This is a genomic window from Paenarthrobacter sp. TE4293 (genome assembly GCF_050435325.1).
GTDB classification, from domain to species: domain Bacteria; phylum Actinomycetota; class Actinomycetes; order Actinomycetales; family Micrococcaceae; genus Arthrobacter; species Arthrobacter nitroguajacolicus_C.
On sequence record NZ_JBNJRY010000010.1, the window covers coordinates 117,818 to 140,454 of the forward strand.

General features: G+C 65.0%; 21 protein-coding genes. 13 read left to right on the forward strand and 8 right to left on the reverse strand.

The features are described 5' to 3' along the window. Positions 1–11: 11 nt before the first annotated feature. Positions 12–356: a CU044_2847 family protein gene (locus QF015_RS18930; RefSeq protein WP_429390424.1), complete on the reverse strand. Its 345-nt coding sequence runs from the start codon at positions 354–356 to the stop codon at positions 12–14. Next, positions 340–2,970 (reverse strand): CHAT domain-containing protein, encoded by a 2,631-nt coding sequence (locus QF015_RS18935; protein WP_429390425.1) that lies wholly within the window; start codon positions 2,968–2,970, stop codon positions 340–342. The genes QF015_RS18930 and QF015_RS18935 overlap by 17 nt, the downstream gene beginning before the upstream one ends. A 170-nt stretch (positions 2,971–3,140) precedes the next feature. Between QF015_RS18935 and QF015_RS18940 the strand changes: the two genes are divergently transcribed. Then, positions 3,141–3,341 (forward strand): hypothetical protein, encoded by a 201-nt coding sequence (locus tag QF015_RS18940; RefSeq protein WP_089596938.1) that lies wholly within the window; start codon positions 3,141–3,143, stop codon positions 3,339–3,341. A gap of 9 nt (positions 3,342–3,350) precedes the next feature. Here QF015_RS18940 and QF015_RS18945 read toward each other — a convergent pair whose 3' ends face one another. Next, positions 3,351–4,382 carry an LLM class flavin-dependent oxidoreductase gene (locus QF015_RS18945; protein WP_429390426.1) on the reverse strand — a complete coding sequence of 344 codons (1,032 nt, stop codon included), beginning with the start codon at positions 4,380–4,382 and terminating at the stop codon, positions 3,351–3,353. Positions 4,383–4,493: 111 nt separating this feature from the next. Next, positions 4,494–4,835 carry a CBU_0592 family membrane protein gene (locus QF015_RS18950; protein ID WP_310207865.1) on the reverse strand — a complete coding sequence of 114 codons (342 nt, stop codon included), beginning with the start codon at positions 4,833–4,835 and terminating at the stop codon, positions 4,494–4,496. Between the two features lie 181 nt (positions 4,836–5,016). Between QF015_RS18950 and QF015_RS18955 the strand changes: the two genes are divergently transcribed. Then, entirely contained in the window at positions 5,017–5,940 is a 924-nt protein-coding gene (locus QF015_RS18955) for a LysR family transcriptional regulator (RefSeq protein WP_310207862.1), read from the forward strand. 54 nt (positions 5,941–5,994) lie between these two features. Here QF015_RS18955 and QF015_RS18960 read toward each other — a convergent pair whose 3' ends face one another. Together QF015_RS18960 and QF015_RS18965 are read right to left on the reverse strand one after the other, a co-directional pair. Continuing rightward, entirely contained in the window at positions 5,995–6,774 is a 780-nt protein-coding gene (locus QF015_RS18960) for an isocitrate lyase/PEP mutase family protein (protein ID WP_429390427.1), read from the reverse strand. Positions 6,775–6,911: 137 nt separating this feature from the next. Continuing rightward, a complete protein-coding gene (locus tag QF015_RS18965; RefSeq protein WP_429390428.1) occupies positions 6,912–8,117 on the reverse strand; it encodes a GGDEF domain-containing protein in 1,206 nt (401 codons plus the stop codon). A gap of 221 nt (positions 8,118–8,338) precedes the next feature. Here QF015_RS18965 and QF015_RS18970 point away from each other — a divergent pair, with 221 nt between their 5' ends. After that, the gene (locus QF015_RS18970) at positions 8,339–9,577 is read left to right on the forward strand and encodes a WD40/YVTN/BNR-like repeat-containing protein (RefSeq protein WP_429390429.1); all 1,239 of its coding nucleotides are present in this window, start codon (positions 8,339–8,341) and stop codon (positions 9,575–9,577) included. An 8-nt stretch (positions 9,578–9,585) separates the two neighbouring features. Further along, entirely contained in the window at positions 9,586–9,873 is a 288-nt protein-coding gene (locus tag QF015_RS18975) for a MoaD/ThiS family protein (protein WP_429390430.1), read from the forward strand. Between the two features lie 23 nt (positions 9,874–9,896). Here the strand turns inward: QF015_RS18975 and QF015_RS18980 are convergent, their stop codons facing one another. After that, positions 9,897–10,133 carry a hypothetical protein gene (locus QF015_RS18980; protein ID WP_310207848.1) on the reverse strand — a complete coding sequence of 79 codons (237 nt, stop codon included), beginning with the start codon at positions 10,131–10,133 and terminating at the stop codon, positions 9,897–9,899. Between the two features lie 227 nt (positions 10,134–10,360). Here QF015_RS18980 and QF015_RS18985 point away from each other — a divergent pair, with 227 nt between their 5' ends. Beyond that, positions 10,361–13,072: an FG-GAP-like repeat-containing protein gene (locus QF015_RS18985; protein ID WP_429390431.1), complete on the forward strand. Its 2,712-nt coding sequence runs from the start codon at positions 10,361–10,363 to the stop codon at positions 13,070–13,072. Positions 13,073–13,162: 90 nt separating this feature from the next. Here the strand turns inward: QF015_RS18985 and QF015_RS18990 are convergent, their stop codons facing one another. Next, the gene (locus QF015_RS18990; RefSeq protein WP_310207842.1) at positions 13,163–14,500 is read right to left on the reverse strand and encodes an MFS transporter; all 1,338 of its coding nucleotides are present in this window, start codon (positions 14,498–14,500) and stop codon (positions 13,163–13,165) included. 204 nt (positions 14,501–14,704) lie between these two features. On the opposite strand from QF015_RS18990, the gene QF015_RS18995 reads away from it, so the two are divergent. The 8 genes from QF015_RS18995 to pcaC all read left to right on the forward strand — a co-directional run bounded on the left by QF015_RS18995 (position 14,705) and on the right by pcaC (position 22,609). Then, positions 14,705–15,475 carry an IclR family transcriptional regulator gene (locus QF015_RS18995; RefSeq protein WP_429390432.1) on the forward strand — a complete coding sequence of 257 codons (771 nt, stop codon included), beginning with the start codon at positions 14,705–14,707 and terminating at the stop codon, positions 15,473–15,475. Positions 15,476–15,617: 142 nt separating this feature from the next. Beyond that, positions 15,618–16,532 carry a shikimate dehydrogenase gene (locus QF015_RS19000; RefSeq protein ID WP_429390433.1) on the forward strand — a complete coding sequence of 305 codons (915 nt, stop codon included), beginning with the start codon at positions 15,618–15,620 and terminating at the stop codon, positions 16,530–16,532. Next, the gene (locus tag QF015_RS19005) at positions 16,532–18,412 is read left to right on the forward strand and encodes a bifunctional sugar phosphate isomerase/epimerase/4-hydroxyphenylpyruvate dioxygenase family protein (protein WP_429390434.1); all 1,881 of its coding nucleotides are present in this window, start codon (positions 16,532–16,534) and stop codon (positions 18,410–18,412) included. Before QF015_RS19000 ends, QF015_RS19005 begins: the two co-directional genes overlap by 1 nt. A gap of 51 nt (positions 18,413–18,463) precedes the next feature. Beyond that, complete coding sequence (pcaH, locus tag QF015_RS19010) at positions 18,464–19,333, forward strand: protocatechuate 3,4-dioxygenase subunit beta (RefSeq protein ID WP_310207828.1); 870 nt, start codon at positions 18,464–18,466, stop codon at positions 19,331–19,333. A gap of 4 nt (positions 19,334–19,337) precedes the next feature. Further along, complete coding sequence (pcaG, locus tag QF015_RS19015) at positions 19,338–19,931, forward strand: protocatechuate 3,4-dioxygenase subunit alpha (protein ID WP_310207826.1); 594 nt, start codon at positions 19,338–19,340, stop codon at positions 19,929–19,931. Next, the gene (locus tag QF015_RS19020; protein ID WP_429390435.1) at positions 19,928–21,367 is read left to right on the forward strand and encodes a lyase family protein; all 1,440 of its coding nucleotides are present in this window, start codon (positions 19,928–19,930) and stop codon (positions 21,365–21,367) included. The genes pcaG and QF015_RS19020 overlap by 4 nt, the downstream gene beginning before the upstream one ends. Then, entirely contained in the window at positions 21,360–22,163 is an 804-nt protein-coding gene (locus QF015_RS19025; protein WP_429390436.1) for an alpha/beta fold hydrolase, read from the forward strand. The genes QF015_RS19020 and QF015_RS19025 overlap by 8 nt, the downstream gene beginning before the upstream one ends. Beyond that, the gene (pcaC, locus tag QF015_RS19030; RefSeq protein WP_310207817.1) at positions 22,160–22,609 is read left to right on the forward strand and encodes a 4-carboxymuconolactone decarboxylase; all 450 of its coding nucleotides are present in this window, start codon (positions 22,160–22,162) and stop codon (positions 22,607–22,609) included. The genes QF015_RS19025 and pcaC overlap by 4 nt, the downstream gene beginning before the upstream one ends. The last annotated feature ends 28 nt before the right edge of the window (positions 22,610–22,637 follow it).

Here is a 22,637-nt window from a genome sequence, read left to right on the forward strand (position 1 = left end):
ACTGATTCGAGCTACTTGGGCTCAGCGGGTTTGTTCCATGTGAGCCGGACCTTGAAGTTGGACGCCGTGCTCGCCGAGGCAATGAACGCGCCGGCTTCCGCATGGAGATCGATGCCGAATTCCACGCTCACCTCATCCGGACGGTTCTCCAGGCTCAGGAGTTCATCGATCACCCCCTGAACCGCTGGACGCACATGTGCCAGCGCCCGTTCGAACGTCTGCTGGGCCCGCGCGAAAACCCCCGAATGGTCCCCCACGTGATCGCCACCCCTGGTCACCAGGCTCCCCGCCGCGCTCGCGACCTCAACAACTACCGTGCTGCCGTCGTCGGTAGTGAATTCAACCAGCCTGCTCACGTTCCTGTCCCTTCTCCGCCGGCCCGCGCGCGCGTCGGGCCGCCACCACGAAACCGATCCCGGCAGCGCACACAACCACAAGCTGTATCAAGGCGAAGTAGGCGTGCGTCCGGTACCAGGACTCAAGGAACACTCCTTTGTCCTGAACCCAGACCAACGGAACAGTCACAGTCGGCCACAGCAGCAGCCAACCGAACGGTTCGGATTTCCGGGATCGGAGGGCCAGGATCCCGGCCCACAAGCCGAAGCCCGCGTGCACGAAGCTGGCAACCACCGCAGTCAGTTCCACCGTGTAGTTGAGGCCCGAGAGCCCAAAGACTGCCCCTGAAACAATCACGCCCGCCATGGCTGCCCGTCCCATGGCAGTACGGTCCGGTAGGCCAGCGACCGCCAGCAAAAGGTATCCAAGCGGTGCCGCCAGGCCGTAGACGACACGGAGGGAGGCGTCCCCGCCGCTCTCGTACCAATAGTTGTCGTCCAGCCACAGGAAGTACACCGCGAAGCACGCTCCCAGCCCGCCGGCCACGATCAGTGCGGCGCCGCCCCACATCAGAGGCGTCCACCGCGGCGGCACCGGCCCGCCTATGGGTGCGGGTGCTGAAAGGCCAGCGTTCGACTCCGGGACACTGGTCTTCGACGCCGGAACGCCAGCGTTCGACGCCGGGACGCCGGTCTTCGACGCCGGAACGCCAGCGTTCGACGCCGGGACGCCGGCGGGTGCCTCGGCTTTGGTTTCGTCCGGGGTTGGGTTGAGGGCCGGACGGATCGGTGGATCCGTCGCTGTGTACGAGCCATGGGGCGTGTCCTCCTCAGGCGCCTCAACAGGCGGTGGCTCTTTAGGCCTGGCCTTCTCGATCTCTGCACGTGCGGCAGCAGCGAGTCCATCGGGGTCAGCGGCGCGGGGGTCCAGCGTTGCCAATTCCGCCGATACGTCCAGGACTGCTTGCCATGACCCCAACGACGAGTGATAGCGCAGCTCACCCTCCAGATCCGAGATCCGCTGGCGGTGTTCGCAGTCCTGCCTTCGGGTGGCGGCTTCCGGGTATTCGGGGTCGTCCTGGACCACGGCAAAGCCATCTGCCGCAGCCAACCAATCTCCTGTTTCCTCGGCCTCGAGGGCTGCGCGATACGTTGTGGCCAGCTCCAGCCGGTGCCGGGCCCTGTCCTTCAACGCAATGGCGTCCCGGTATCCGGGCTCCAGCGTCAGGAGGTCTTCGAACAGCTCCACGGCCTGCTCGAATCGTCGGGCCCGCAGCTCCGCGGATGCTTGAACATAGAGTGCACGCAATTGTGCGCGCTTCAGGGCCTGGGCGGTGATCGCGTCGGTGGGGGCAACTCCCGCTGGGACTCCCGCTGGGACTCCCGCTGGGACTCCCGCCGGGACTGCCGCCTGACCGCCCACCGGGGTGACCGGCGTCGAACCCGCAGCCCGCCCGCCCGCGGGTGCCGCCGCCGTCGTGCTTCCAGGTGAAGCTGTGCCTGCAACGGCACCCGGGGCGCGGGGTGCTCCCTTCAGCGTGAACAGTTGGGTGGTGCCGCCGCGGACGTAGAGGGCCGGGGTGACCCATTCGAGCGTGCCGTCGGGGCTGGCCATGACGGAAATCCTGCCGACCCGCGCAGCTTCGTCCACGGTGCGGCCGTTCGCGATAGCGGCGTAGAAGCCGTGGGCGAAGGCGATGGCGGCGTAGTCGCTGATGGCGAACTGCATCGCGGCCACGGCTCCGATTCCGCTCCTGACCAACGCCGACGCGGTGCCGGAAAAGAGGTCCGACTGGCCCATCTCGCCGGAGGAACACGAATTCAGCACCACCAGCCGGGGTCTGGGCGCGGCCACGCTGAGCAGGGCCATGAGCCGGACTGCGCGGACCATCGCCGCCCTGCCATCCGGCCCGACCAACGCGATGCGGCCTTCGTCGGTGCGGGAATCGTAATCGCCGTGTCCCACAAAATGGACCACGTGCCAAGGCCCGGCGAGCAGCATGGATTGCACATCATCCCAGGTTCCGCTTTTCGCCCAGATCAGCTCCACCCGGCCCTCGGAGACGGGACCAGCGAGAGCCCGGCCCAGGTGGTCCTTCTCCGCGTCCACGTCCAAGGTGGGCAGGTCCCTGGGCGAGGCCACGATCCCCAGGATGCGCAGGGGAGGCGCCACATCCAAAGGGTTCAGGTTGTAGTCCGGGGCGGGGACGTGCCGAAGCAGGGGTTCGGTCTGGCAGAGGTACGTTTCTGTTTCCGGATCAAACAGCGTCTCCCAGGGCATGGTGGCCAGCTCCGGAGCCGCCAGCCTCAGGACGACCCTCAGTTGTTGGCCGGAGTGTTGGGCAGCACCCAGGCTGGCCCGGTACGTGCCGTAGACCTCGCGGGTGAACAGCGCTTGGAAGAGCTCCTGGCCAACCTCGCGCACAGCCATTTCGGCCACGGGCATCGTCCGGCGGGCGGCAACAGCTGAAGCAAGCACGGTAGCTTCAAGCTGGGGGAGCCGGTCCAGGATGCCATCCACGTCCAGGCTGAAGCGGCCCGAAGCGTGGCCTCCCGCCGGGGCACGGACCACGTGCACCGTATATTCACCGCGTGCGGAGCCGGTATCAATTTCCAGCTCGATGTCACAGTCCATCGCGGATCCCTTGTGCAGAGGGCGGTCTGCTCACCAGTGAGCCGGGAGCGCCCCTAGGAATAGATTGGCCCTAAGCCGGGCGCGCCACAAGAGCCCAACCCTTGTAGACGTTTCCCACCGGGCCTACGGTTAATCCGGGCCCGGGTTCATCCGAAGGAAGGCGGTCCGCGATGGAAATTTTCATGTGGTGGCTCGATCTGCACTTGGACAGCAAGGAATGGCTGCGTGAGAACCTGCGCGCCGACGAGCTCCCGCTGCCCGTGTTGCAGCATATTGCCGAGGCCGGCGGGCCCCATCCGGACAAGGTCAGCGGCGTGCTGACCGAAGCGGATTGGGACTTCATCGAGACGCAGTCGGAGTTCGTGGACTGACGGGGTGGTTCAGGCGGCCGGCTTCCAACCCAGCGCCGGACCCAGTTTGTCCGCGATGTCGGTGAGGATCTGGACGTAGTCCTCGTGGTCAAAGCTGAAGGGCAGTGCGAACGCGACCTCGTCCACTTCCTGAAACCCTCGGTGGGCGTAGAGCTGCCCAGCGATGTCATCGCTGGTGCCGATGAGGTCCTGGGCGAACATCATGCCCTTCGGGCCTTGCGGCTGGCGGGTACGGGGTGTGCGTTCATCGACGTAGTGCTGGTATTTCTGCCGCTGGGCCGGCGACGCCGAGTCGGTGGGGATCACGACCAGGCCCTGCGAGGCCCGGGCAGTGTGCCCTGCCAGGGCAGAGGCTTCCCGGTAGGCCCGGATCTGTGATTGCTGAACCGCGGCGAAGTCCGGTTCCTGGTCCTTGTCCGGAAAGATCACGCTGCTGGACAGCAGGTTGAAGCCGTTTTCACCGGCCCAGACAGCTGACTTCATGCTTGCCGCCCCGTACCAAAGCCGTGACCGCAGACCGGGGGAGTGCGGCTCGACGCGATTGGAGAATTCCTCCACGACACCGTGCTTGCCGGAGAAGTCCCGCACCTTGTCCCCAGCGATGAGCCGGGCAAACCTCTCCACGCGGGTGTAACTGAAGTCCTCCACGTCACCGGTGTCCGGGTAGAGCTCATGCTTTACTGTGTCGTAGTTCATGGGCTCCCCCACGCTCAGACCGGGATTGATGCGTCCCCCGGAGAGCAAGTCCACCGTGGCCAAGTCCTCCGCGAGGCGCAGGGGATTTTCCCAGCCCAACGGCGTCACCGCGGTGCCAAGCTCAATCCTGAACGTGCGCTGGCTTGCCGCGGCCATGACAGCAACCGGGGAAGAGATCCCGAACTGCAGATGGCGGTGCCGCAGCCACGCACTGTCGAAGCCCAGCCGCTCGCCGAGTTCGATGATCTCCAACGTTGACTGGTGCCCGGCGGCAGGGTCGGCGGGATCGAACAGTCCAATGGTGAGGAAACCAAGCTTGCGGAGGGGGAGTTCGGGGGTGGGCATGGGCTTCCTTCACGGTCGGGCGTCGGCTACTGCCCAGAATAGGCTCCGGTCACGCGGACGACGGCGGGACGTTACCTTTTGTGATGGAAGGTCCGATTGCGAGGACTGGGCTCAGGCGGCGACGGGGTGGGCGGCCGTGACGACCATCTGGGCGGCAGTGTCCGTTCCGCCGGAGGTCGGGCTCGCTGGAGCCACTGCCGTGAGCGGTTCGGGCCGTTGCTTGGCCCGCATGCGGAGAAGCGCTACCGCCGAGATCAGGAACCAGGCAACGTTCGTAGCGACGGAGGGCCAGGCGCCGTGCAGGGTGCCATTGATGATGAAGGCGCTCGAGCCAAAGAGATTTACGGTCTGGAAGGTGCTGCCCGCCTGCAACCACCCCATGGACACTGCCATGTAGCCGCCGAGCATCGCCACTGCGCCGACCCAACCGGCAATTTCGAACAGCAGTTCCATGGGAGTCCTTTCAGATGTGGGCACCCGGACGAGGCCGACAGGCGGCATGTAGTCCGGAAGGAAGGGCTGGATCCTGTCGTCGGAGAGGTGCGACGGAATCGTGCTTTTGAGTCAATATTGAGTGAGTATGACCTTTAGTTCAATTGCATTATTCTGAAGCCCGTGTTTAGGAGCTCTTAACATGGATATGGACCCGCGCCGCCTGCTGGTGCTTCTTGCTGTCGCCCGTACGGGAGGTGTTCTGGCGGCAGCTGACGAACTGCGGATCACGCCTTCTGCCGTCTCGCAGCAGCTCAGCAAACTCGAGAACGAGGCAGGGCAGGCTTTGCTCCTGCGCACGCCGAAAGGTTCCGTGCTCACACCGGCCGGGCTGGCGATGGCGGAGGCAGGGGAAGAGATAGAAAGGGCACTCAACGTTGCCCGCGCCAGGATGCAAAGCGAAGTCAATATTGCAGGCGTAGTGCGGGTGGGCGGATTCACCAGCTTCATGCGCACAGTGGTGATCCCGCGGCTTCCCGAGTGGCGCAGCCACTACCCCCAGTTGCAGATTCAGATCGTCGAAGACGGCTTCCCTGCGCTGATGCGGTTGCTCCGCCAGCGCCAGCTGGATGCGGTGGTGATTGAACAGGATTCGACGGCGGCCGAGCAGCATCCGATGGCGGCCGGGATGATCCAGGAACCCCTGCTCGATGAGCCATGGAAGCTCGTGGTGCCTGCAGGAAGCCTGCTCGGCACTGACAACATCGACCTCAGCCGCCTGCCGTTGCCATGGCTGGGCGTTGAACCATCAGCAGCCAACACCGCAGTGCTTGGACGCCTCCGCCACTCCACAGGAGCCCGGATGGAGACCGTTCACCAGTACCACGACACGCTCACGGCGCTTGCGCTCGTCGCTGCCGGTGAAGGCGTTGCCATTGTGCCTACATTGGCTCTGACAGGCGTGGTCCACGATCAAGTGGACATCCTGGACGTTCCCGGCTTGGGGACACGGCACATCGCCCTGCGCCGATTCGACCGCAGAAAGGCAGCGAGCCTGCCGGTGGACACGGTTGCCCGCTTGCTCCGGGAATCGGCGGCTGCCTTCGACACCCGTTCGGGTTCCTGACCGGCCCGGCTCCACAGAGGGACCGGTCAGGTAACCCACGGGGTGGAAAGGCGGTTAGTTGAGGGCCGGCGTGTCAGCAGGAATCACGCCCGAGCCATAGAGGTCGGCGGCAAGATCGCGAAGAGCACGCAGAGCCACCCGTTGGGTAAACGGGCCGTAGGACACGCGGGCCACCCCGAGTTCCTGGAGTTCTGCTGCGGGCAGGGCTCCCGGTGCGCCGATCACGGAGAGCTTCCCGTGTCCGAGGCCTTCAACCAGCGGCTCGATGACCTCACGGGTCATGGCGCCGGGCACGAATACCAGCGAAGCGCCGGCGTCGAGGAATGCCCGGCCCCTGGCGATGGCGTCCTCAATGCTGTCCTTGATCGGCCGGTCCCCGCCCCGGGCGATCGCGTCGGTGCGCGCATTCAACTGGAAAGGGATACCTTCGTCCGCGGCGGCCGCGATGATCGCTTGCACGCGGGCAACGGCCTCGTCGAAGGGCCGCAACCGGTCTTCGACATTTGCCCCCACCACGCCAATCCCCATCGCCCGGCGGACAGTCTCGGCAGGGTCCTCGTAACCGTCGTCCAGGTCTGCCGTGACCGGGTGATCCACGGCGTCGACTATTCGCTTGACCCCGTCCAGCGCGACGTCCAGGGGCATGGTTCCGTCGGCATAGCCGAAGGCTGCGGCAATGGAATGCCCCGCGGTGGCAATGGCTTTCGTCTCAGGAAGTGCTGCGACTGTCCGGGCGCTCACGGCGTCCCACACGTTCACGACACTCAGGATTTCCGGTGCTTCATGCAGGGCCTTCAGCTGTTCTGCACGTGCGGTGGTGTTTGCTTCAGTCATCGTTGTTCTCCGTCATCGTTGTCCGTCATCCACGGGTGGAACCAGGCTCACTTGCCACCCACAGCCTAGGCATAACGTCACACAACGCGGTACCAAGGCCCCGTGGGCAGTCAGCGCCCCATCGTTGACCGCGACGTTCATGGCATCCTGTGCTCAGTTGCTGCCTCCCTTTCCGCCGGCTCGGCGCCGACAACCCTGTTCCGTCCCTGTGCCTTTGCGCTGTAGAGGGCCGCATCTGCCACGTTGATCATGAAGGCCAGGTCCGGAACGTCAGGACCGGTGGATGTGACGCCATAGCTAACTGTGGGGAACGGCAGGCCATCGGGACTGCTCATGGCCGACAAGCGACTGCTGATTTCCGAGGCGATGGCTTCGGCCCGCTGTTGCGTCGCTCCCGGCAGTAACAGGATGAATTCCTCTCCGCCGTACCTGCCAACGAGGTCGGTGGACCTGACCGAGGAGTTGCAGGCCTCGGCGAAGGCCCGGAGCGCGGAGTCCCCGGCCGAGTGTCCGTGTTCATCGTTGACCGCCTTGAAGTTGTCCAAGTCCGCAAGGATCAGAGCCGCACCTCGATCGGACGACGCCCGGTCCAAAGACCGGGCGGCAAGGTCCAGGAACGCACCCCTGTTAAGCAGGCCTGTCAGGTGGTCGCGTTCGGCGCGTTCCCGGAGGCGTTTGATCAACTGCTTGTTGCTGAGCGTATTCATGGTGGAGGACACGGCCACCAGCAGCACCAAATGCATCAGGGCCGCGGGTGCATACCCGAAGAAGGTCCGGAAGACATCGCTGTTGGGCCCGTCCACTACAAAGATGATGGCCCGGAAAAGGTAGTACAACGCCGTGAGCCAGGCGATGAGGGCGAGGAACCGTGTAATCCGGGAACGTACGGGTTTTGCAAACCACAGTTCCGTGGCAGCCAGCGCGATGCCCAGCGTCGTCAGGCCGAGGTAGACCAAGCCTCCGGACCATACGCTGGTCCCGGGGTCGTCCAGCGCCGAGGCGAGTCCGCTGAGCACCGGCGCGGGCACCAGCAGCCAAGGGCTTGCCCGGCGGTTGCGCAGGGTGCGTGCTCCCGCCCAGAGGCAGAATGTTCCGGCCACCACCAGCGCTTTGCCCACGGGGTTGGCCCACAGCTGTGACGCTGTGTCGTTCAACAGGAACGCCGCGTTGCCAACGAAAAAGAGGCACAGGGCTACCCGCCACCATTCGGCATAGGGCGATCGTCGTCGTTGGGAAGAGACGCAGGAGATGACTATCAGGGTCAGCGTGACCAAGCCGAGGACCAACCTTACGGAGAAGGGGTCCAGAACAATCGCTCCCTCTTGCAATGAGTGTGCAATCATGGCGCGACGCTGCTACCGGCCGAAAACCACTGATCTTTCACTGGTTGTACTCATGGTTTCTCAATTCCGACATTCATCTAATCCCCCAAGAATTCAGCTGCAACCGAATCTGGCCGCAAAGTCCTCAGTCAAGCATGTTTTGCCTCACGTGAACAGGGGTGCCTTGGTGTCGGGGCGTGGTGCCGGAAAACCATTGCCCTCCCCATCCAGCGGATGGTTGCATGGGTCTCATGGCTACCGCAGAGAGTTATGTCTTAGCGATCGGGACCAAGAAAGGCCTGTGGCTTGCAACCAGCCCGGACCGCAAGGAATGGTCCCTCTCCGGCCCGCACTTCCTGATGAGCGAGATACCCAGCATCGGGATAGACACGCGGGACGGCAAAACCCGGATCATGGTGGGCGTACGCTCCGAGCATTGGGGTCCCACGGTTGCCCACTCCGATGACCTGGGCGCCACGTGGACCGAGCCCGAGCACGGTGCCATCACGTTCCCCGAAGGCACCGACGCCGCGCTGGAGCGCATCTGGCAGATCTACCCCGACGCCGACTCCCGCCCGGGCGTCGTATGGGCCGGCTGCGAGCCGATTTCAGTCTGGAAATCCACCGACGGCGGCGAGCACTTCGAGTTGAACCGCGGACTCTGGGACCACCCCCACCGCAGTGAGTGGGGTGCCGGTTATGGTGGCGCGGCGGCACACTCGATTGTGGTTGATCCGTCCGGCGAGAAGGTCCACATCGCCATGAGCACGGGCGGCGTTTACAGATCGCTCGACGGCGGTGCCTCCTGGGAGCCCCGCAACAAGGGAATTTCGGCCTACTTCATGCCGGATCCTCATCCGGAGTTCGGCCAGTGCGTCCACAAGATCGCCGCGGATGCCGCCGTCGAGGGCCGTTTGTACGCGCAGAACCATCACGGCGTGTACCGCACGGACGACAATGGGGAGAACTGGGATTCCATCGCGGAAGGGCTGCCTGCGGATTTCGGCTTCGTCATGCTGACTCATCCGCGCAGGGAAGGCACGGCGTGGGTGATTCCCTTGAAGGCCGACGGCGAACGCATCCCGCCGGACAGCAAGCTCAGCGTGCATCGCACCAACGACGCCGGCAACACCTGGACCGAGCTGCACACAGGCTTGCCGGACCACGAATACAACGCCGTGCTGCGGGACGCAGCATCCGTGGACACCGCCGAGCCCGTCGGCGTGTATTTCGGCACGCGCGGAGGTGCCGTATACGCCAGCGCCGACGAGGGCGGGACCTTTACTGAAGTGGCCTCGCACTTGCCGGACGTGCTGTGCGTACGGGCCGCCGTCGTGGTGGACAAAGCGGCAGGCGAGGAAGCCCCACTGGCTGCGGCGGAAGCCACAGTGATTGCCGAAGCCGCAGTAATAGTGGAGGCAGCGGCCCAGGAGATCGACGCCGCTCCGGATGATCAATCCGGCGCTCCGGTACCCGGTTAGGGCCCGTTGTGGCTGACTTTACGGTCCTCTTGCCTGGCGCCCTGCAGCCACTCGTCGGCGGACAGTCCTATCTGACTGCGTCCGCCGACGGGGCTGTGACCGTTGGACAGTTGCTGGATGCCGTGACCGGAGATTATCCGGTGCTGGCCAGGCGTTTGCGGGATGAAACCGGGTCCCTCCGCCGCTTCGTGAATATTTACGTGAACGGTGATGAGGTCCGACGGCTGAAGGGTCTTGATACGGAGGTTGCGGCCGGCCAGGAGGTGCTGATTGTCCAGTCCGTGGCCGGCGGCTGAGCGGGGTTTGGGGTCAAGCCGGTTCAGGCGACGCGCCAAACACTGCATTCGTCGGTATTGATGGCTTTCCTCGTACCTGAGACGTGATCCATGATCCAGACGACGCCGATCCCCGGCGCTGTCTCCTGGACCCTTCCGCGGCGGATGACCACGTCATCGTAGGCGGGTCCCACGGACAGGCGGGCTTCGATCTCGTCTCCGCGGTGGAGCTGGCTGATCGCGCGTATACGTGTTGTGTGTGTTGTGACTTCCTTCAACATGGTGGCCTCCCGGGCTGGAGCTGGTGCCTGCACTTGCCGGCTATTCCAGTGTGGCGCGGCAATGTTGCCACGGTATTTCGGGGCGGTTAGGGTCCGGTTAGCATTCCGGGATGGTTGCATTTCCGGTGGCCCAGCCCTGCCTGCCGGGCACACCGCGGCCACGGCTGTACCCTGATCTCGGTTCTTGAGACTCACAGGAACCACAGGCTCCGTCCCCGGGAGATTCAATGGGTGTTTTACGGCGATCGATCGCGCTCTCCACAGGCTTGGTGGTATTCGCCACCGGCCTGTTTTTCGTTCAGGCCCCCGCAACGGCCGTTCCAACGCCAGGACCGGACAATCCGAACGTCCAGTTCATCGAGGGCACCCCGCGCTCGGAGCATACGTTCGAGACGCCACTGCCCGATAACGCGCCCAAGGGACAGGCCGACGTCGACGCCCTCCTTCGCGACGGCGCGGCAGCCATCGGTCCTGGAGGGGACATCCGTGTCCGGCTGGTGACGGCCAAGCTCGCGGACAACGCCAACCCCGTTTCCATGGCCGACGCCGAGAAGACGGTGGCGGCAACCAGTAAATACTGGCAGGCGATGACGGCCAACAAGCTCTCCATGACAGTGAACAGCAAGGTCGCCGGGCATCAGTCCAAGGCAAAGTCGACTGACAGCTACAGCACCATCATTTCCACCATCACCAGCGAACTGAAATGGTCGGCCAGCCCCTATACGGCGTTGGTGATCTTCATTCCCACCACCACCCTGTCCGGGAACGCACTCGGCGCCGGCTACAGCAGCGGCAGCTACAGCGGGCGTGTCCTCATGCCGCAGATCAGCAACTTTTCCAACAACGTGATGAGCCACGAGTTTGGGCACGTCATCGGCATGATGCACGCTGATGCGCTGCAGTGCGGCAGCGGTGCCTCCGACGTCGGGGTCAACAGCAACGGCCAGTTCACGGACCCGTCCTGCTACATCCGCGAATACGGCGACACTACCGACATCATGGGTGCTGCGCAGTGGAATTCGCCCGTGATCAGCTCCACGTTCTGGGATTACGGGGGGCTCGGACGAGGCGACGAAATCCGCGACACCGGGGTGGCCACGGGGGTCAAGAGCTACACCCTGAAGCCCTGGGGCGGCACCGAGGCCCAGCGCGCCATCAAGTTCACCGACCCCGTCAGCCGGGAGGTCTACTACCTGGAGCTTCGGCAGCCGGTTGGCTACGACAGCTACCTCTCGGGCAACAACCGAGGCGTCAAGATCGTCCAGCGCGGCGGCGCCACCATCGCCTCCTCGCTGATCCTCATGCCGGACACCACGCCCTTCGACGGTTGGTACAGCCAGAACCACGCCTGGCAGGCAGGCAGCACTTTCACTACCTACACGGGCACCCGGGTGACCATCAATTCGGTCAGCGCCACCTCGGCCACGGTGACCATCAACGCTGACACCAAACTGAAGACGCGGATGACCTTCTCCGCCGGCGATTTCGACGGCGACAAGCTCGCCGACGTGATGTCCCGCGAAGCCGACGGTTCGCTCCTCCTCTACGCAGGACTTCCCGGGAACCGCCTCGAGGACCCTGTGCGCATCGGCTCCGGCTGGGATATTTTCAACGCGGTCTTGGGCACGTCCGATTTTAACGGTGACGGCTTCTCCGACATCGTGGCGCGCAGCAGCGACGGCGCCCTCTGGCTCTACCCGGGAAACGGCAAGGGCGGCTTCCTGCCCCGGAGCCAAGTGGGGTTTGGCTGGCAGGGCTTCACGCAGCTGGTGGCTCCCGGTGATTTCAACGCCGATGGCCGGGCAGACCTGGTGGCCACCGGCGCCGATGGGAAGCTCTGGCTCTATCCGGGGAATGGCTCCGGCGGTTTCCTGGACCCGCGGCAGGTCGGCCAGGGCTGGGATGTGTTCACCAGTCTTTCCGCGGCGGGTACCTTCGGTGGCGGCACGGCAGGACTCCTGGCGCGCTCGTCGGACGGCACCCTCTACGTCTACCCCGGCGATGGTGCGGGAGGGCTCCTGCCGCGTACCGCCGTCGGAAGCGGTTGGAACCTGGCCGGCGACATCATCGGCGCGCAGGACCTGACCGGCGACGGAAAGGCTGACGTCCTCGGCGTCGGCTCCGGCATGACCCTTTACCCGGGTGACGGCTCTGGCTTCGCGGACCGCCTCGCGATCGGTACCGGATGGAACCAGTTCAGCCAGGTGTGGGAGGCCGGGGATTTCGACGGCGATGCGGTCGCCGACATCCTGGCCCGCGGTTCCAACGGCATCCTGTGGCTTTACCCGGGCAACGGTTCGGGGGGCTTCCTGCCGCGCGTCCAGGTCGGGACGGGCTGGAACGTCTTCACGGGCGTCCTGAGCGTCGGCGATTTCGACGGCGACAAGCATCCGGATCTCGTGGCCAGGGCCGCCGATGGAACGCTGTGGCTCTACCCGACGGACGGGAAGGGGCAGTTCCTGGCCCGCAAGCAGATCGGCACTGGATGGCAGGGGTTCACCCAGGTGCTGGCTCCCGGCGACTTCTCCGGTGACGGAAAGGCCGACATCCTGGCGCGCGCCGCGGACGGATCCTTGTGGCTCTACCCGGGCAACGGTGCCGGGGGCTTCCAGCCATGGCGGCAGATCGGCACCGGCTGGAACATGTTCAACGCCGTCATGCAGGGAAGCGATTTCAACGGCGACGGCAGGGAGGACGTCCTTGGCCGCGGGACCGATGGCGGGCTGTGGCTCTACCCGGGCAACGGCAGCGGCGGTTTCCTCGCCCGGCAGTACCTGGGCTCGGGCTGGAACATGTTCACCACGTTCGCCGCCCTCGGCAACGGCTTCACGGGCACCGGCGATCCGTCCCTTGTGGGTGTAGCCGGCGACGGTACGTTGCTGATGTACTCCGGGACGGGCCGTGGCGCCTTCAAACCTGTGGCGCTGGACCCGCGGTAATTGTTCGCCGCGCCAAAAGGCCCGGAATGTCAGGTGACATTCCGGGCCTTTTGCTTCTCCGGGCCCGGTCAACGGGCTGGAGCGTCAGTGTCAGGCGTGCTGTGCTTGCTTGGGCAGGCCGAGCTCCGCAGTGGGCGTCTTGGCTGATTCGCGGGCCGTCATTGCGGAGACGGCTGCGATCACGCAGATCACGGCGGTGAAGATCGAGATCTGGACCCATCCGCCAGGCTTCGTTCCGCCCAGGGCGGTCACAATGGCCGGGGCGAACCCTGCCATCAGGAAGCCCAGCTGGGTTCCGATGGCCAGGCCGGAGAAGCGGACCTTGGTGCTGAACATTTCCCCGTAGAAGGACGGCCATACTGCGTTGGCGGCGGCATAACCGAACGAGAAGTACACCACCGAGACCAGGAACATCAGGGGCACTGCGCCGGACTCGAGGGTCAGCAGGAAGACCGGAGTCATGATGGCGCTCGCGATGGCCCCGTAGATGAAGACGGGCTTCCGGCCAATCCGGTCAGAGAGCATTCCGAACAGTGGCTGGGTTCCGAGTGCCACCACGTTGGCTACAACTACCAACCAGAGAGTGATGGTGCTGTTGACGCCGGCAACATCCTGGGCGTACTTGATGGCCAAGGTGCCGAAGACGGTGCTGACTGCGGCGATAAATGCACAGCAAACCACGCGGAGGACGTCCCGCCAGTGGAGCCTGAGCAGATCGGCAACAGGGAGCTTGGAGATCTCGTTGTTCTTCTTGGCTTCAGCGAATGCGGGCGGCTCGTGCAGGGTGCGGCGGATGAAGTAGGCCACCATCACCACGACTGCGCTGAGCCAGAACGGAATGCGCCAACCGATGCCGTACTTGATCTCATCGGGCAGTGCCACGACGGGAATGAAGACGAGTGCTGCCAGGATCTGGCCACCTTGCGTTCCGGTGAGGGTCCACGAGGTAAAGAAGGAACGCCGGTTGTCAGGAGCGTGCTCCAACGTCATGGAGGAGGCACCGGCTTGCTCGCCGGCGGCCGAGAGGCCCTGGCAAAGACGGGCAAGGACCAGGAGGACGGGTGCCCACCAGCCGATGGTCTTGAAGTCCGGGAGGCAACCGATGACGAAGGTGGCCGCACCCATCAGGACCAAGGTGAACATCAGGACCTTCTGCCGGCCGATCCTGTCGCCGAAGTGCCCCAGGATCACGGCGCCCACGGGGCGGGCAACGTACGCAAAGCCGAAGGTCGCGAAGGACATGATGGCCGCGTTGGCGTCGGCGGACGGGAAGAAAACGTGCGGGAAGATCAAGGCTGCGGCCGAGCCGAAGATGAAGAAGTCGTAGTACTCAACGGCGCTGCCCAGGAAGCTGGCAAGCGCGGCTTTTTTGGGTGTTCCGGTGGTGTTTTCAGTGCCTGGCGTCGCTGACGGCATTGTTTGGCTCATGGGAGGTTCCTTCTGTGACGACGATGTCGCGGATCTAGCTTCTGTGGGAAGACCAGAGCGAGGGTGCGGCCGGATCATCCCGAAAGTAACCACATGGTGAGAGCTACTTGTGCAATACAGCAATAGTGGCTGTGAGTGGGGTCACTTGTCAAGAGATGTCACCACCATCTAGAAATAGCTCTCACGATGTGAGAGCATCGAGCTATGAGTGTGAAAGAGGACACAAAGACCGACATGGTCGGCAAAGCCCTGGGCTTGTTGGTACTTCTGGGAGACGAGCCGCGTGGTGCCAGCGCGGCCGATCTGGCAAGGAGCGCCGGCCTGCCCTTCAGTACCACCTACCGCCTGCTGGGCTCCCTGACGCGTGACGGCTTTGTGGATTACGAGCCGGACGGTCGCCGTTATCACCTTGGTCTGCGCGTCTTCCAGCTCGGCCAGCGGGTATCGAACCACCACGGCTTCGCGGCCACTGCGCTGCCGGTGCTGCAGCGCGTCACCGAGCGCACGCATGAGGCCACCATCTTGTCCGTGCGCGACGGCAACCACCACCTGACGGTCAACAAAGTGGACGGCCCCAAGACCTTCCGCGTCACCAGCGACCCCGGCCACCTCGGGGCGCTGCACACCACGTCGGTGGGCAAGGCCATTGTGGCTTTCGAGGAGGAGATCGAGCGGAAACGCCTCCTGGAGGAGCTGCCCCTGGATCCCCTCACGGAGCGCTCCATCACCGACCGCGACGCCTTCCGTGAGGAAATCGAGCAGGTGCGCCGGCAGGGCTACGCGGTCATGGACGAGGAGAACGAGATCGGTATGCGCGCAGTCGCCGTGCCGGTCCTCAATTCGCAGGGCCACGCTTTCGCATCCATCGCCGTGGCGGTGCCGGTCTTCCGCCTCGCCATGGAGGAGCTCATCGCCCATGTGCCCACCCTGCAGGAAGCCGCGGCGGAACTCGCGGCCCGCCTGCCCCGGCGCTAGCTGGCCAATCCCTTACAAACGTTCGCGATAAGAACAAGCGTGCGGAATATGAACACTTGTAGTAACCTCGATAACACCCGGTCAAGCGGCGCTCCGAAAAAGCGCCAAAAGCCCGCGGTGCTGAAGTCAAAGGAGCTTTAGGATGAGCAACCGAGCCGAGTCCGTTCTGGTGGGCCTCATAGGCGAAGGCGTCATGCCCTCGCTCACGCCGCCCATGCATGAACGCGAAGCCGATGTGCAGGGCCTTCGCTTGCTGTACCGCCCCATCGACCTGCTGGAACTCGCGTTGCCGGCCACCGCCGTCGGGGATCTCCTGACCGCAGCCCAGCGCATGGGCTTCAACGGCCTCAACATCACGCACCCCTGCAAGCAGCTGGTGCTGGGACACCTCGACGAAATTTCCGACGACGCCGCGCGCCTGGGTGCCGTCAATACAGTCCTGATTAAGGACGGCCGGTTGATCGGCCACAACACAGACTTCTCCGGTTTCGGCGCTGCGCTCGCCACCGGTCTGCCGAACGCCAAACTTGACCGCGTGGTCCAGCTGGGTGCGGGCGGTGCCGGTTCCGCCGTCGCCTATGCGCTCCTCACGGCCGGTGTCACCACGCTGGACCTCGTGGACATGGACCCTGACCGCGCTGCCGAACGTGCCGCAGAACTCGGCGGACTCTTCCCGGCAGCCACCGTTACCCCGCGAAGCACCACGGATCTGGGCGGCATCATGCCCCTGGCCGACGGCCTGGTCCACTGCACTCCCATCGGAATGGCGGCTCACCCCGGACTTCCCCTGGACATCGAACTGCTGGAACCTCGCCACTGGGTTGCGGACATCGTCTACCGTCCCATCGAGACGCAGCTGGTCCGGGAGGCCCGCGCCAAGGGTTGTGACGTCCTCGACGGCGGCCGGATGGCGGTGGGCCAGGCGGCAGACGCCTTCCAGCTCATCACCGGACGCGAAGCTGATCGTGAACGGATGCGGGCACACTTCCTCGAGCTCATCGCCGTGGAAGATGCGGCGGCGGCGCGCGGACCCGAGCTGGCGAAGGCGGACAACTGATGCGCACCGGTATCGCCACGGTCTGCCTGTCCGGCACGCTGAAGGAGAAAATGCAGGCCTGTGCCATCGCGGGCTTCGACGGCATCGAGATCTTCGAACAGGACCTGGTCACGTCCCCCCACAGCCCGGAGGACGTGCGGAAAATGGCCGCGGACCTCGGCTTGGGCCTGGATCTTTACCAGCCGTTCCGCGACTTCGACGGCGTCACCCAGGACCTGCTGGAGGCCAACCTCAAGCGCGCCGAGGCCAAGTTCAACCTCATGGAACGCCTTGGCATGGACACCATCCTGGTGTGCTCCAACGTCGCCACGGCCACCATTGATGATGATGACCTCAGGGCCGAGCAGCTGGCCGAACTGGCCGGACTCGCGGGGGACCACGGGGTCAAAGTTGCCTACGAAGCGCTGGCCTGGGGCAAGTACGTCAACGACTACGAACACGCGTACCGCCTGGTGGAGATGGTGGACCACCCCAACCTCGGCACCTGCCTGGACTCGTTCCACATCCTGTCCCGCGATTGGGACACAGCGCCGATCGAGGACATCAACGCGGAGAAGATCTTCTTCGTCCAGGTTGCCGACGCACCCAAGCTCTCCATGGACGTACTCTCCTGGAGCCGCCACTACCGCGTCTTCCCCGGTGAAGGGCAGTTCGAGCTCGCCAAGTTCATGGGCCACGTTGTCCGCGCTGGCTACACAGGACCGGTCTCGCTGGAAGTCTTCAACGACGTCTTCCGCCAGTCCGATACCGAGCGCACCGCCGTGGATGCCATGCGATCCCTGATCTGGCTGGAGGAGCAGAGCGCCAAATGGCTCGCCGGCACCGCTTTGGAAACTGAGACCGCCGCGGGCAACGGCAGTGCGTCCCGCCGTCGTTATCCCATGGAGTTGGCCACGCTGCCCAAGGTGAACGAGCCCGCCGGCTTCAACTTCGCCGAGGTCAAGGCCGACGACACCGCGCAGCTGGAGAAGCTCCTGGGCCAGCTCGGCTTCGAGTTCGAAGGCCGCCACCGCACCAAGGACGTCCAGCTCTGGACCATGGGCCAGGCCCGCGTGATCATCAACGAGCAAGCGGCATCGCACACGGAACCGGCGATCGCCGCGTTGGGGTTCGACGTCGACTCTCCAGTCATTGCCTCCGCTCGCGCCCAGCAACTCAAGGCTCCCGTGGTGGCCCGCAAGGTCCAGGCCGACGAGGAAGTCTTCCAAGGCATCTCGGCGCCGGACTCCACCGAGATTTTCCTGTGCCAGGGCAGCCCGGACGGCACCGCCGCCTGGACGCACGAGTTTGGGGAGGGGCTGGAGCACTCAGCCGCGCAACGGAACGCGGTCATCGACCACGTCAACCTCGCCCAGCCGTGGCAACACTTCGACGAGGCAGTCCTCTTCTACACCAGTGCACTGGCCTTGGAACCCCAGCCGTTCGCCGAAGTCCCGAGCCCCAGCGGCCTGGTCCGCTCGCAGGTCATGAAGACCAGCAACGGTGCGGTCAGGCTGGTCCTCAACCTGGCGCCGGCCCAGCAAGCCCAGGAAACGGCACGCAAAACGTACCAGGAACACATTGCCTTCGCCGTGGACGACCTCGTGGCCACGGCCCGGTCCGCCCACGATCGTGGCTTGGAGTTCCTGCAGATTCCGGCCAACTATTACGAGGACCTGGATGCACGGTTCGATCTCGAACCCGGCTTCCTGGCCACCCTCAAGGAGCTCAACCTCCTGTATGACCGGGACGCCAACGGCGAATTCCTCCACTTCTACACCGCCACCGTGGGCAGTGTGTTCTTCGAAATGGTGGAACGCCGCGGCGACTACGACGGCTACGGGGCGCCCAACGCCCCGGTACGGCACGCCGTCCAATACGACTCGCTCCACCGGGTGTAAGCCCACTGCCCTGAGCCATCGAGAGAACACATCAACCGAAAGGAGCCGGCCGTGCCGCAAGAACAAACAGCACAGGCGCTCGAATCCGAGGAACTCGTGCCGCCCGCTGAGCCACACGCCGCCCACCATGCCAAGAAGGTGGAAACCCAAGCCGATCTCAGTGCTGAGATCAAGGGCATTGGGGACCGTTACGCCGAGGCACTGAAGAACGGCAAGGGGCCGGAGACCATGCCGCGCCTGGACTACGCGCCGTACCGCAGCAGCATCCTGCGCCACCCCACCAAGAGCCTGCACCACGCGGACCCGGAGACCATTGAGCTCTACTCGCCGGCGTTCGGCCACCAGGATGTGCACGCCCTGGAATCCGACCTGACCATCCAGCACAACGGTGAACCGCAGGGTGAGCGCATCATCGTCGCCGGCCGTGTCCTCGATGGCGACGGCCGCCCGGTGGCCGGCCAGCTCGTGGAGATCTGGCAGGCCAACGCATCAGGCCGCTACATCCACAAACGCGACCAGCACCCCGCACCGCTTGACCCGAACTTCACCGGCGTCGGCCGTTGCATCACCGGTGACGACGGCTCGTACAGCTTTACCACCATCAAGCCCGGCGCCTACCCGTGGAAGAATCACCTGAACGCCTGGCGTCCCGCGCACATTCACTTCTCCATGTTCGGCTCGGAGTTCACGCAGCGGATCGTCACCCAGATGTACTTCCCCGGTGACCAGCTCTTCCCGCTGGACCCCATCTACCAGTCGATCGTGGACCAGGATGCCCGTGACCGCCTGGTGGCCCAGTACGACCATGAACTCACCAGCCCCGAGTGGGCCCTCGGCTACAAGTGGGACATCATCCTGACCGGTTCCAAGCGGACCTGGACCGAAAACGAAGCGTACGGCGACGCCGGGGACGAGGAGTAAGCGCATGAGCAAGCTGGCACCCACACCGGGCCAAACCGTCGGCCCTTTCTACGGCTACGCACTTCCCTTCACCAAGGACAACGAACTCCTGGCCCCCGGCAGCCCCGGCAGCATCCGCCTCCAGGGCACGGTGTACGACGGCGCCGGCAACGCCATCCCGGACGCCATCCTGGAGATCTGGCAGCCGGACTCCGAAGGCAACATCGTCCAGCGCACCGGCTCCTTGGTCCGCGACGGCTACACGTTCACCGGCTGGGGCCGCGGCTCCGTTGGCAACTCCGGCGTGTACACCTTCACCACCGTCAACCCCGGCCCGCTTAAGCCGGGCGCAGCGCCGTTCATCTCCGTGGCCGTGTTTGCCCGAGGCCTCATGAACCGCCTCTTCACCCGCGTCTACCTGCCGGAGAACGAGGAAGCCCTGGCCAACGATCCTTTGCTGAGCTCCCTGGACCCCGAGCGCCGCAAGACACTCATCGCCCGCCGCGACCCTGACGGTGGCCTCACCTGGGACATCCGCTTGCAGGGCGGCGAAGAGACCGTGTTCCTGGATTTCCAGCAGGACGGTTCGCTGGACATTAACACGGAAAACCCCGCATGACCGACGGCGACTTCGGCCTCCTCAGCCCCGTCTCGGCGTCGCCCGCTGTGGCGGCGCTGACGGGCGACCGTGCCGTGATGGCGGCAATCCTCGACGTCGAGGCCTCCTGGGCTGCCGTCCTTGAGGAGGCGGGGCTCGTTGCCGCCGGATCCGCCGCCGTGGTGGCCGAAGCCGCCGACCCCGGCTCCTACGATGCCGCATCCTTGGCGGAGCGTGCGCAGGGTGGCGCGAACCCGGTGATTCCCCTGCTCGGGGACCTGCGTTCCCGCGTGAAATCCTTGGACTCGGCGGGGATTGGCGCCGGCAAGGCCGTCCACACCTCCCTGACCAGCCAGGACGTCCTCGACTCCGCACTGATGCTGCTGGCCAGCCGCACCGTGTCTGCGTTGCTGGTTGACGTCAAAGGCACGACGACGGCGCTCGCCACCTTGGCGGAACAGCATGCGGACACGCTGTGCGTGGGCAGGAGCCTGACGCAGCATGCGCTTCCCTATACGTTCGGGCTCAAGGCGGCCCAGTGGTTCCAGGGTGTGGCCGCTGCGGCTGCGCGATTGGAGTCGCTTCAGTTGCCGGTGCAGTTCGGCGGGGCCGGAGGAACGCTGGCGTCGGCAACCAAGCTCACCGCTGGTTCTGCATCTACGCCGTTCGCTTTGGCTGATGCGTTGGCCGCCCAACTAGGCCTCGCACCCGCTGCCGCTCCCTGGCACACCAACCGCCTGGCCGTCACGGCTCTCGGCGACGGACTCGCAGCCCTGATCGACTCCTTCGGGAAGATCGCCGCGGACCTGCTGTTCCTGAGCCGCCCGGAGGTTGCCGAACTCGGCGAACCCTTGGCCGCCGGGCGCGGTGTTTCCTCGGCCATGCCGCAGAAGCAGAACCCTGTCTTGTCGGTGCTGATCCGCAGTGCGGCGTTGCAGGCTCCCGGCCTCGCGGCCCAGCTGCACCTTGCTGCCGCAACCTTCAACGATGAGCGGCCCGATGGCGCCTGGCACAGCGAATGGCCGGCCCTGCGGCAGTTGCTGGCCTTGGCCTTGGGCGCGGCAGGACACCTCCGTGAACTCACGGAAGGTCTCCGCGTCTTCCCCGATGCGATGCGCCGGAACCTCGACATCTCGGGACCGCTGCTCCTCAGCGAAGGCGTGGTGGCCGCCGTCGCGCCCCTCCTCGGCGAGGACGGAAAGCAGAAGCTGCAGGCCGTCGTCGACGAAACGCTGAAGGTGCCCGCGGCTGAACAGACGCGCATCTACGCCAAGCTTCTGCGCGAAGCCGTCCCCGCGGACAAGCTCCCTGATGCGGAGCTCGAGTCGTTGCTGGATCCCGCCGGCTATCTGGGCGAAGCGACGGAGATCAGCCGCCGAATTCTGGCCGCCTATCCGGACTTCGCCGTGCCAGCCGATACCACTGGAAATTCATCGAAGGGAGCCATCCGTGGCTAAGCCAACTGTCAAGGCGGTGCTGCTGTCCCCGCAGCGCGAATTGGGAGCCAAACCGCTCCTGGTGGTCGGCCCCTCGCTGGGCACGTCCACCATTCTTTGGACCGAAACCGCCGCACTCCTCGGCGACGACTACGACGTCATCGGCTGGGACCTCCCCGGCCACGGCATCTCGCCGACCGCCACCGAAGGTTTCGATATCGCGGAACTGGCGGACGCCGTCGTCGATCTTGTTGATTCGGTGAGTCCCGGCGCCAGGTTCCATTACGCGGGCGTTTCGATGGGCGGGGCCACGGGCTTGCAGCTCGGCATCAAGCACGGCGACCGCCTCCACAGCCTGTCCGTCCAGTGCAGCGGCGCCAAGCTCGGCACGCCCGAGGGATGGCTTGAGCGGGCGGACACTGTGCGCAAACTGGGCACTCCTGTGATGATCCAAGGCTCCGCGGAGCGCTGGTTCGCGCCGGGTTTCATGGACCGCCAGCCGGAGATCAGCAGCCGCCTCCTGCACTCCCTCCGCGATGCCGACCGCTTTGGCTACTCGTTCTGCTGCGAAGCCCTCGCGGCATTCGATGTCCGGGACCAGCTCGGCAGCATCACGGTTCCCACGCTGGCGATTGCCGGCAACGAGGACACTGTCGCTCCGCCGTCGTTCGCTGAAGCTGTTGCCGCAGGGATCACCGCAGGCGGCGGTACCGCCGAGGCTGTAGCGCTTGACGGCGTCGGTCACCTGGCACCCGCCGAGGCACCGGCCGCGGTGGCTGAGCTGATGCGGACCTTCATGAAGGAGAACGAACGATGAGCCCTGTTTCTGAACAGAACGACCCGGCCCGCAATGGTGCCGTGCAGCCCGACGCCACCGCCCAGGACATCTACGACGCCGGCATGGTGGTCCGCCGCGAAGTACTTGGCAACGCACACGTGGACCGGGCGAACGCCTCCAAGGATTCCTTTACCGAGGACTACCAGGACATGATCACCAGGATCGCCTGGGGTGGCATCTGGACGCGGCCCGGCCTGAGCCGGCAAATGCGCTCCGCTGTCACCCTCACCGCGCTGGTGGCGCACGGTCACTGGGAGGAGCTGGCCATGCACGTCCGGGCGGCCCTCAACAACGGCCTGAGCAGGGATGAGATCAAGGAAATCCTGCTCCAGACCGCCATTTATTGCAGTGTTCCGTCGGCCAACTCGGCCTTCAAGACGGCCCAGAAAGTATTCGCTGACCTGGACGCCAACGAACCCAATTAAGTCCCCCACCCAGGTGGGAAGAACGAAA

Bases quoted from the DNA above. Each gene is read 5' to 3' on its own strand.
- QF015_RS19005 (WP_429390434.1), top strand. From the start codon at position 16,532: ATGCGCACCGGTATCGCCACGGTCTGCCTGTCCGGCACGCTGAAGGAG.
- QF015_RS18970 (WP_429390429.1), top strand. From the start codon at position 8,339: ATGGGTCTCATGGCTACCGCAGAGAGTTATGTCTTAGCGATCGGGACC.
- QF015_RS18960 (WP_429390427.1), bottom strand. From the start codon at position 6,774: ATGACTGAAGCAAACACCACCGCACGTGCAGAACAGCTGAAGGCCCTG.
- QF015_RS18985 (WP_429390431.1), top strand. From the start codon at position 10,361: ATGGGTGTTTTACGGCGATCGATCGCGCTCTCCACAGGCTTGGTGGTA.
- QF015_RS19020 (WP_429390435.1), top strand. From the start codon at position 19,928: ATGACCGACGGCGACTTCGGCCTCCTCAGCCCCGTCTCGGCGTCGCCC.
- QF015_RS18965 (WP_429390428.1), bottom strand. From the start codon at position 8,117: ATGATTGCACACTCATTGCAAGAGGGAGCGATTGTTCTGGACCCCTTC.
- QF015_RS18955 (WP_310207862.1), top strand. From the start codon at position 5,017: ATGGATATGGACCCGCGCCGCCTGCTGGTGCTTCTTGCTGTCGCCCGT.
- pcaC (WP_310207817.1), top strand. From the start codon at position 22,160: ATGAGCCCTGTTTCTGAACAGAACGACCCGGCCCGCAATGGTGCCGTG.
- pcaG (WP_310207826.1), top strand. From the start codon at position 19,338: ATGAGCAAGCTGGCACCCACACCGGGCCAAACCGTCGGCCCTTTCTAC.
- QF015_RS18935 (WP_429390425.1), bottom strand. From the start codon at position 2,970: ATGGACTGTGACATCGAGCTGGAAATTGATACCGGCTCCGCACGCGGT.
- QF015_RS18995 (WP_429390432.1), top strand. From the start codon at position 14,705: ATGAGTGTGAAAGAGGACACAAAGACCGACATGGTCGGCAAAGCCCTG.
- QF015_RS18945 (WP_429390426.1), bottom strand. From the start codon at position 4,382: ATGCCCACCCCCGAACTCCCCCTCCGCAAGCTTGGTTTCCTCACCATT.
- QF015_RS18950 (WP_310207865.1), bottom strand. From the start codon at position 4,835: ATGGAACTGCTGTTCGAAATTGCCGGTTGGGTCGGCGCAGTGGCGATG.
- QF015_RS18940 (WP_089596938.1), top strand. From the start codon at position 3,141: ATGGAAATTTTCATGTGGTGGCTCGATCTGCACTTGGACAGCAAGGAA.
- QF015_RS19000 (WP_429390433.1), top strand. From the start codon at position 15,618: ATGAGCAACCGAGCCGAGTCCGTTCTGGTGGGCCTCATAGGCGAAGGC.
- QF015_RS18980 (WP_310207848.1), bottom strand. From the start codon at position 10,133: ATGTTGAAGGAAGTCACAACACACACAACACGTATACGCGCGATCAGC.
- QF015_RS18990 (WP_310207842.1), bottom strand. From the start codon at position 14,500: ATGAGCCAAACAATGCCGTCAGCGACGCCAGGCACTGAAAACACCACC.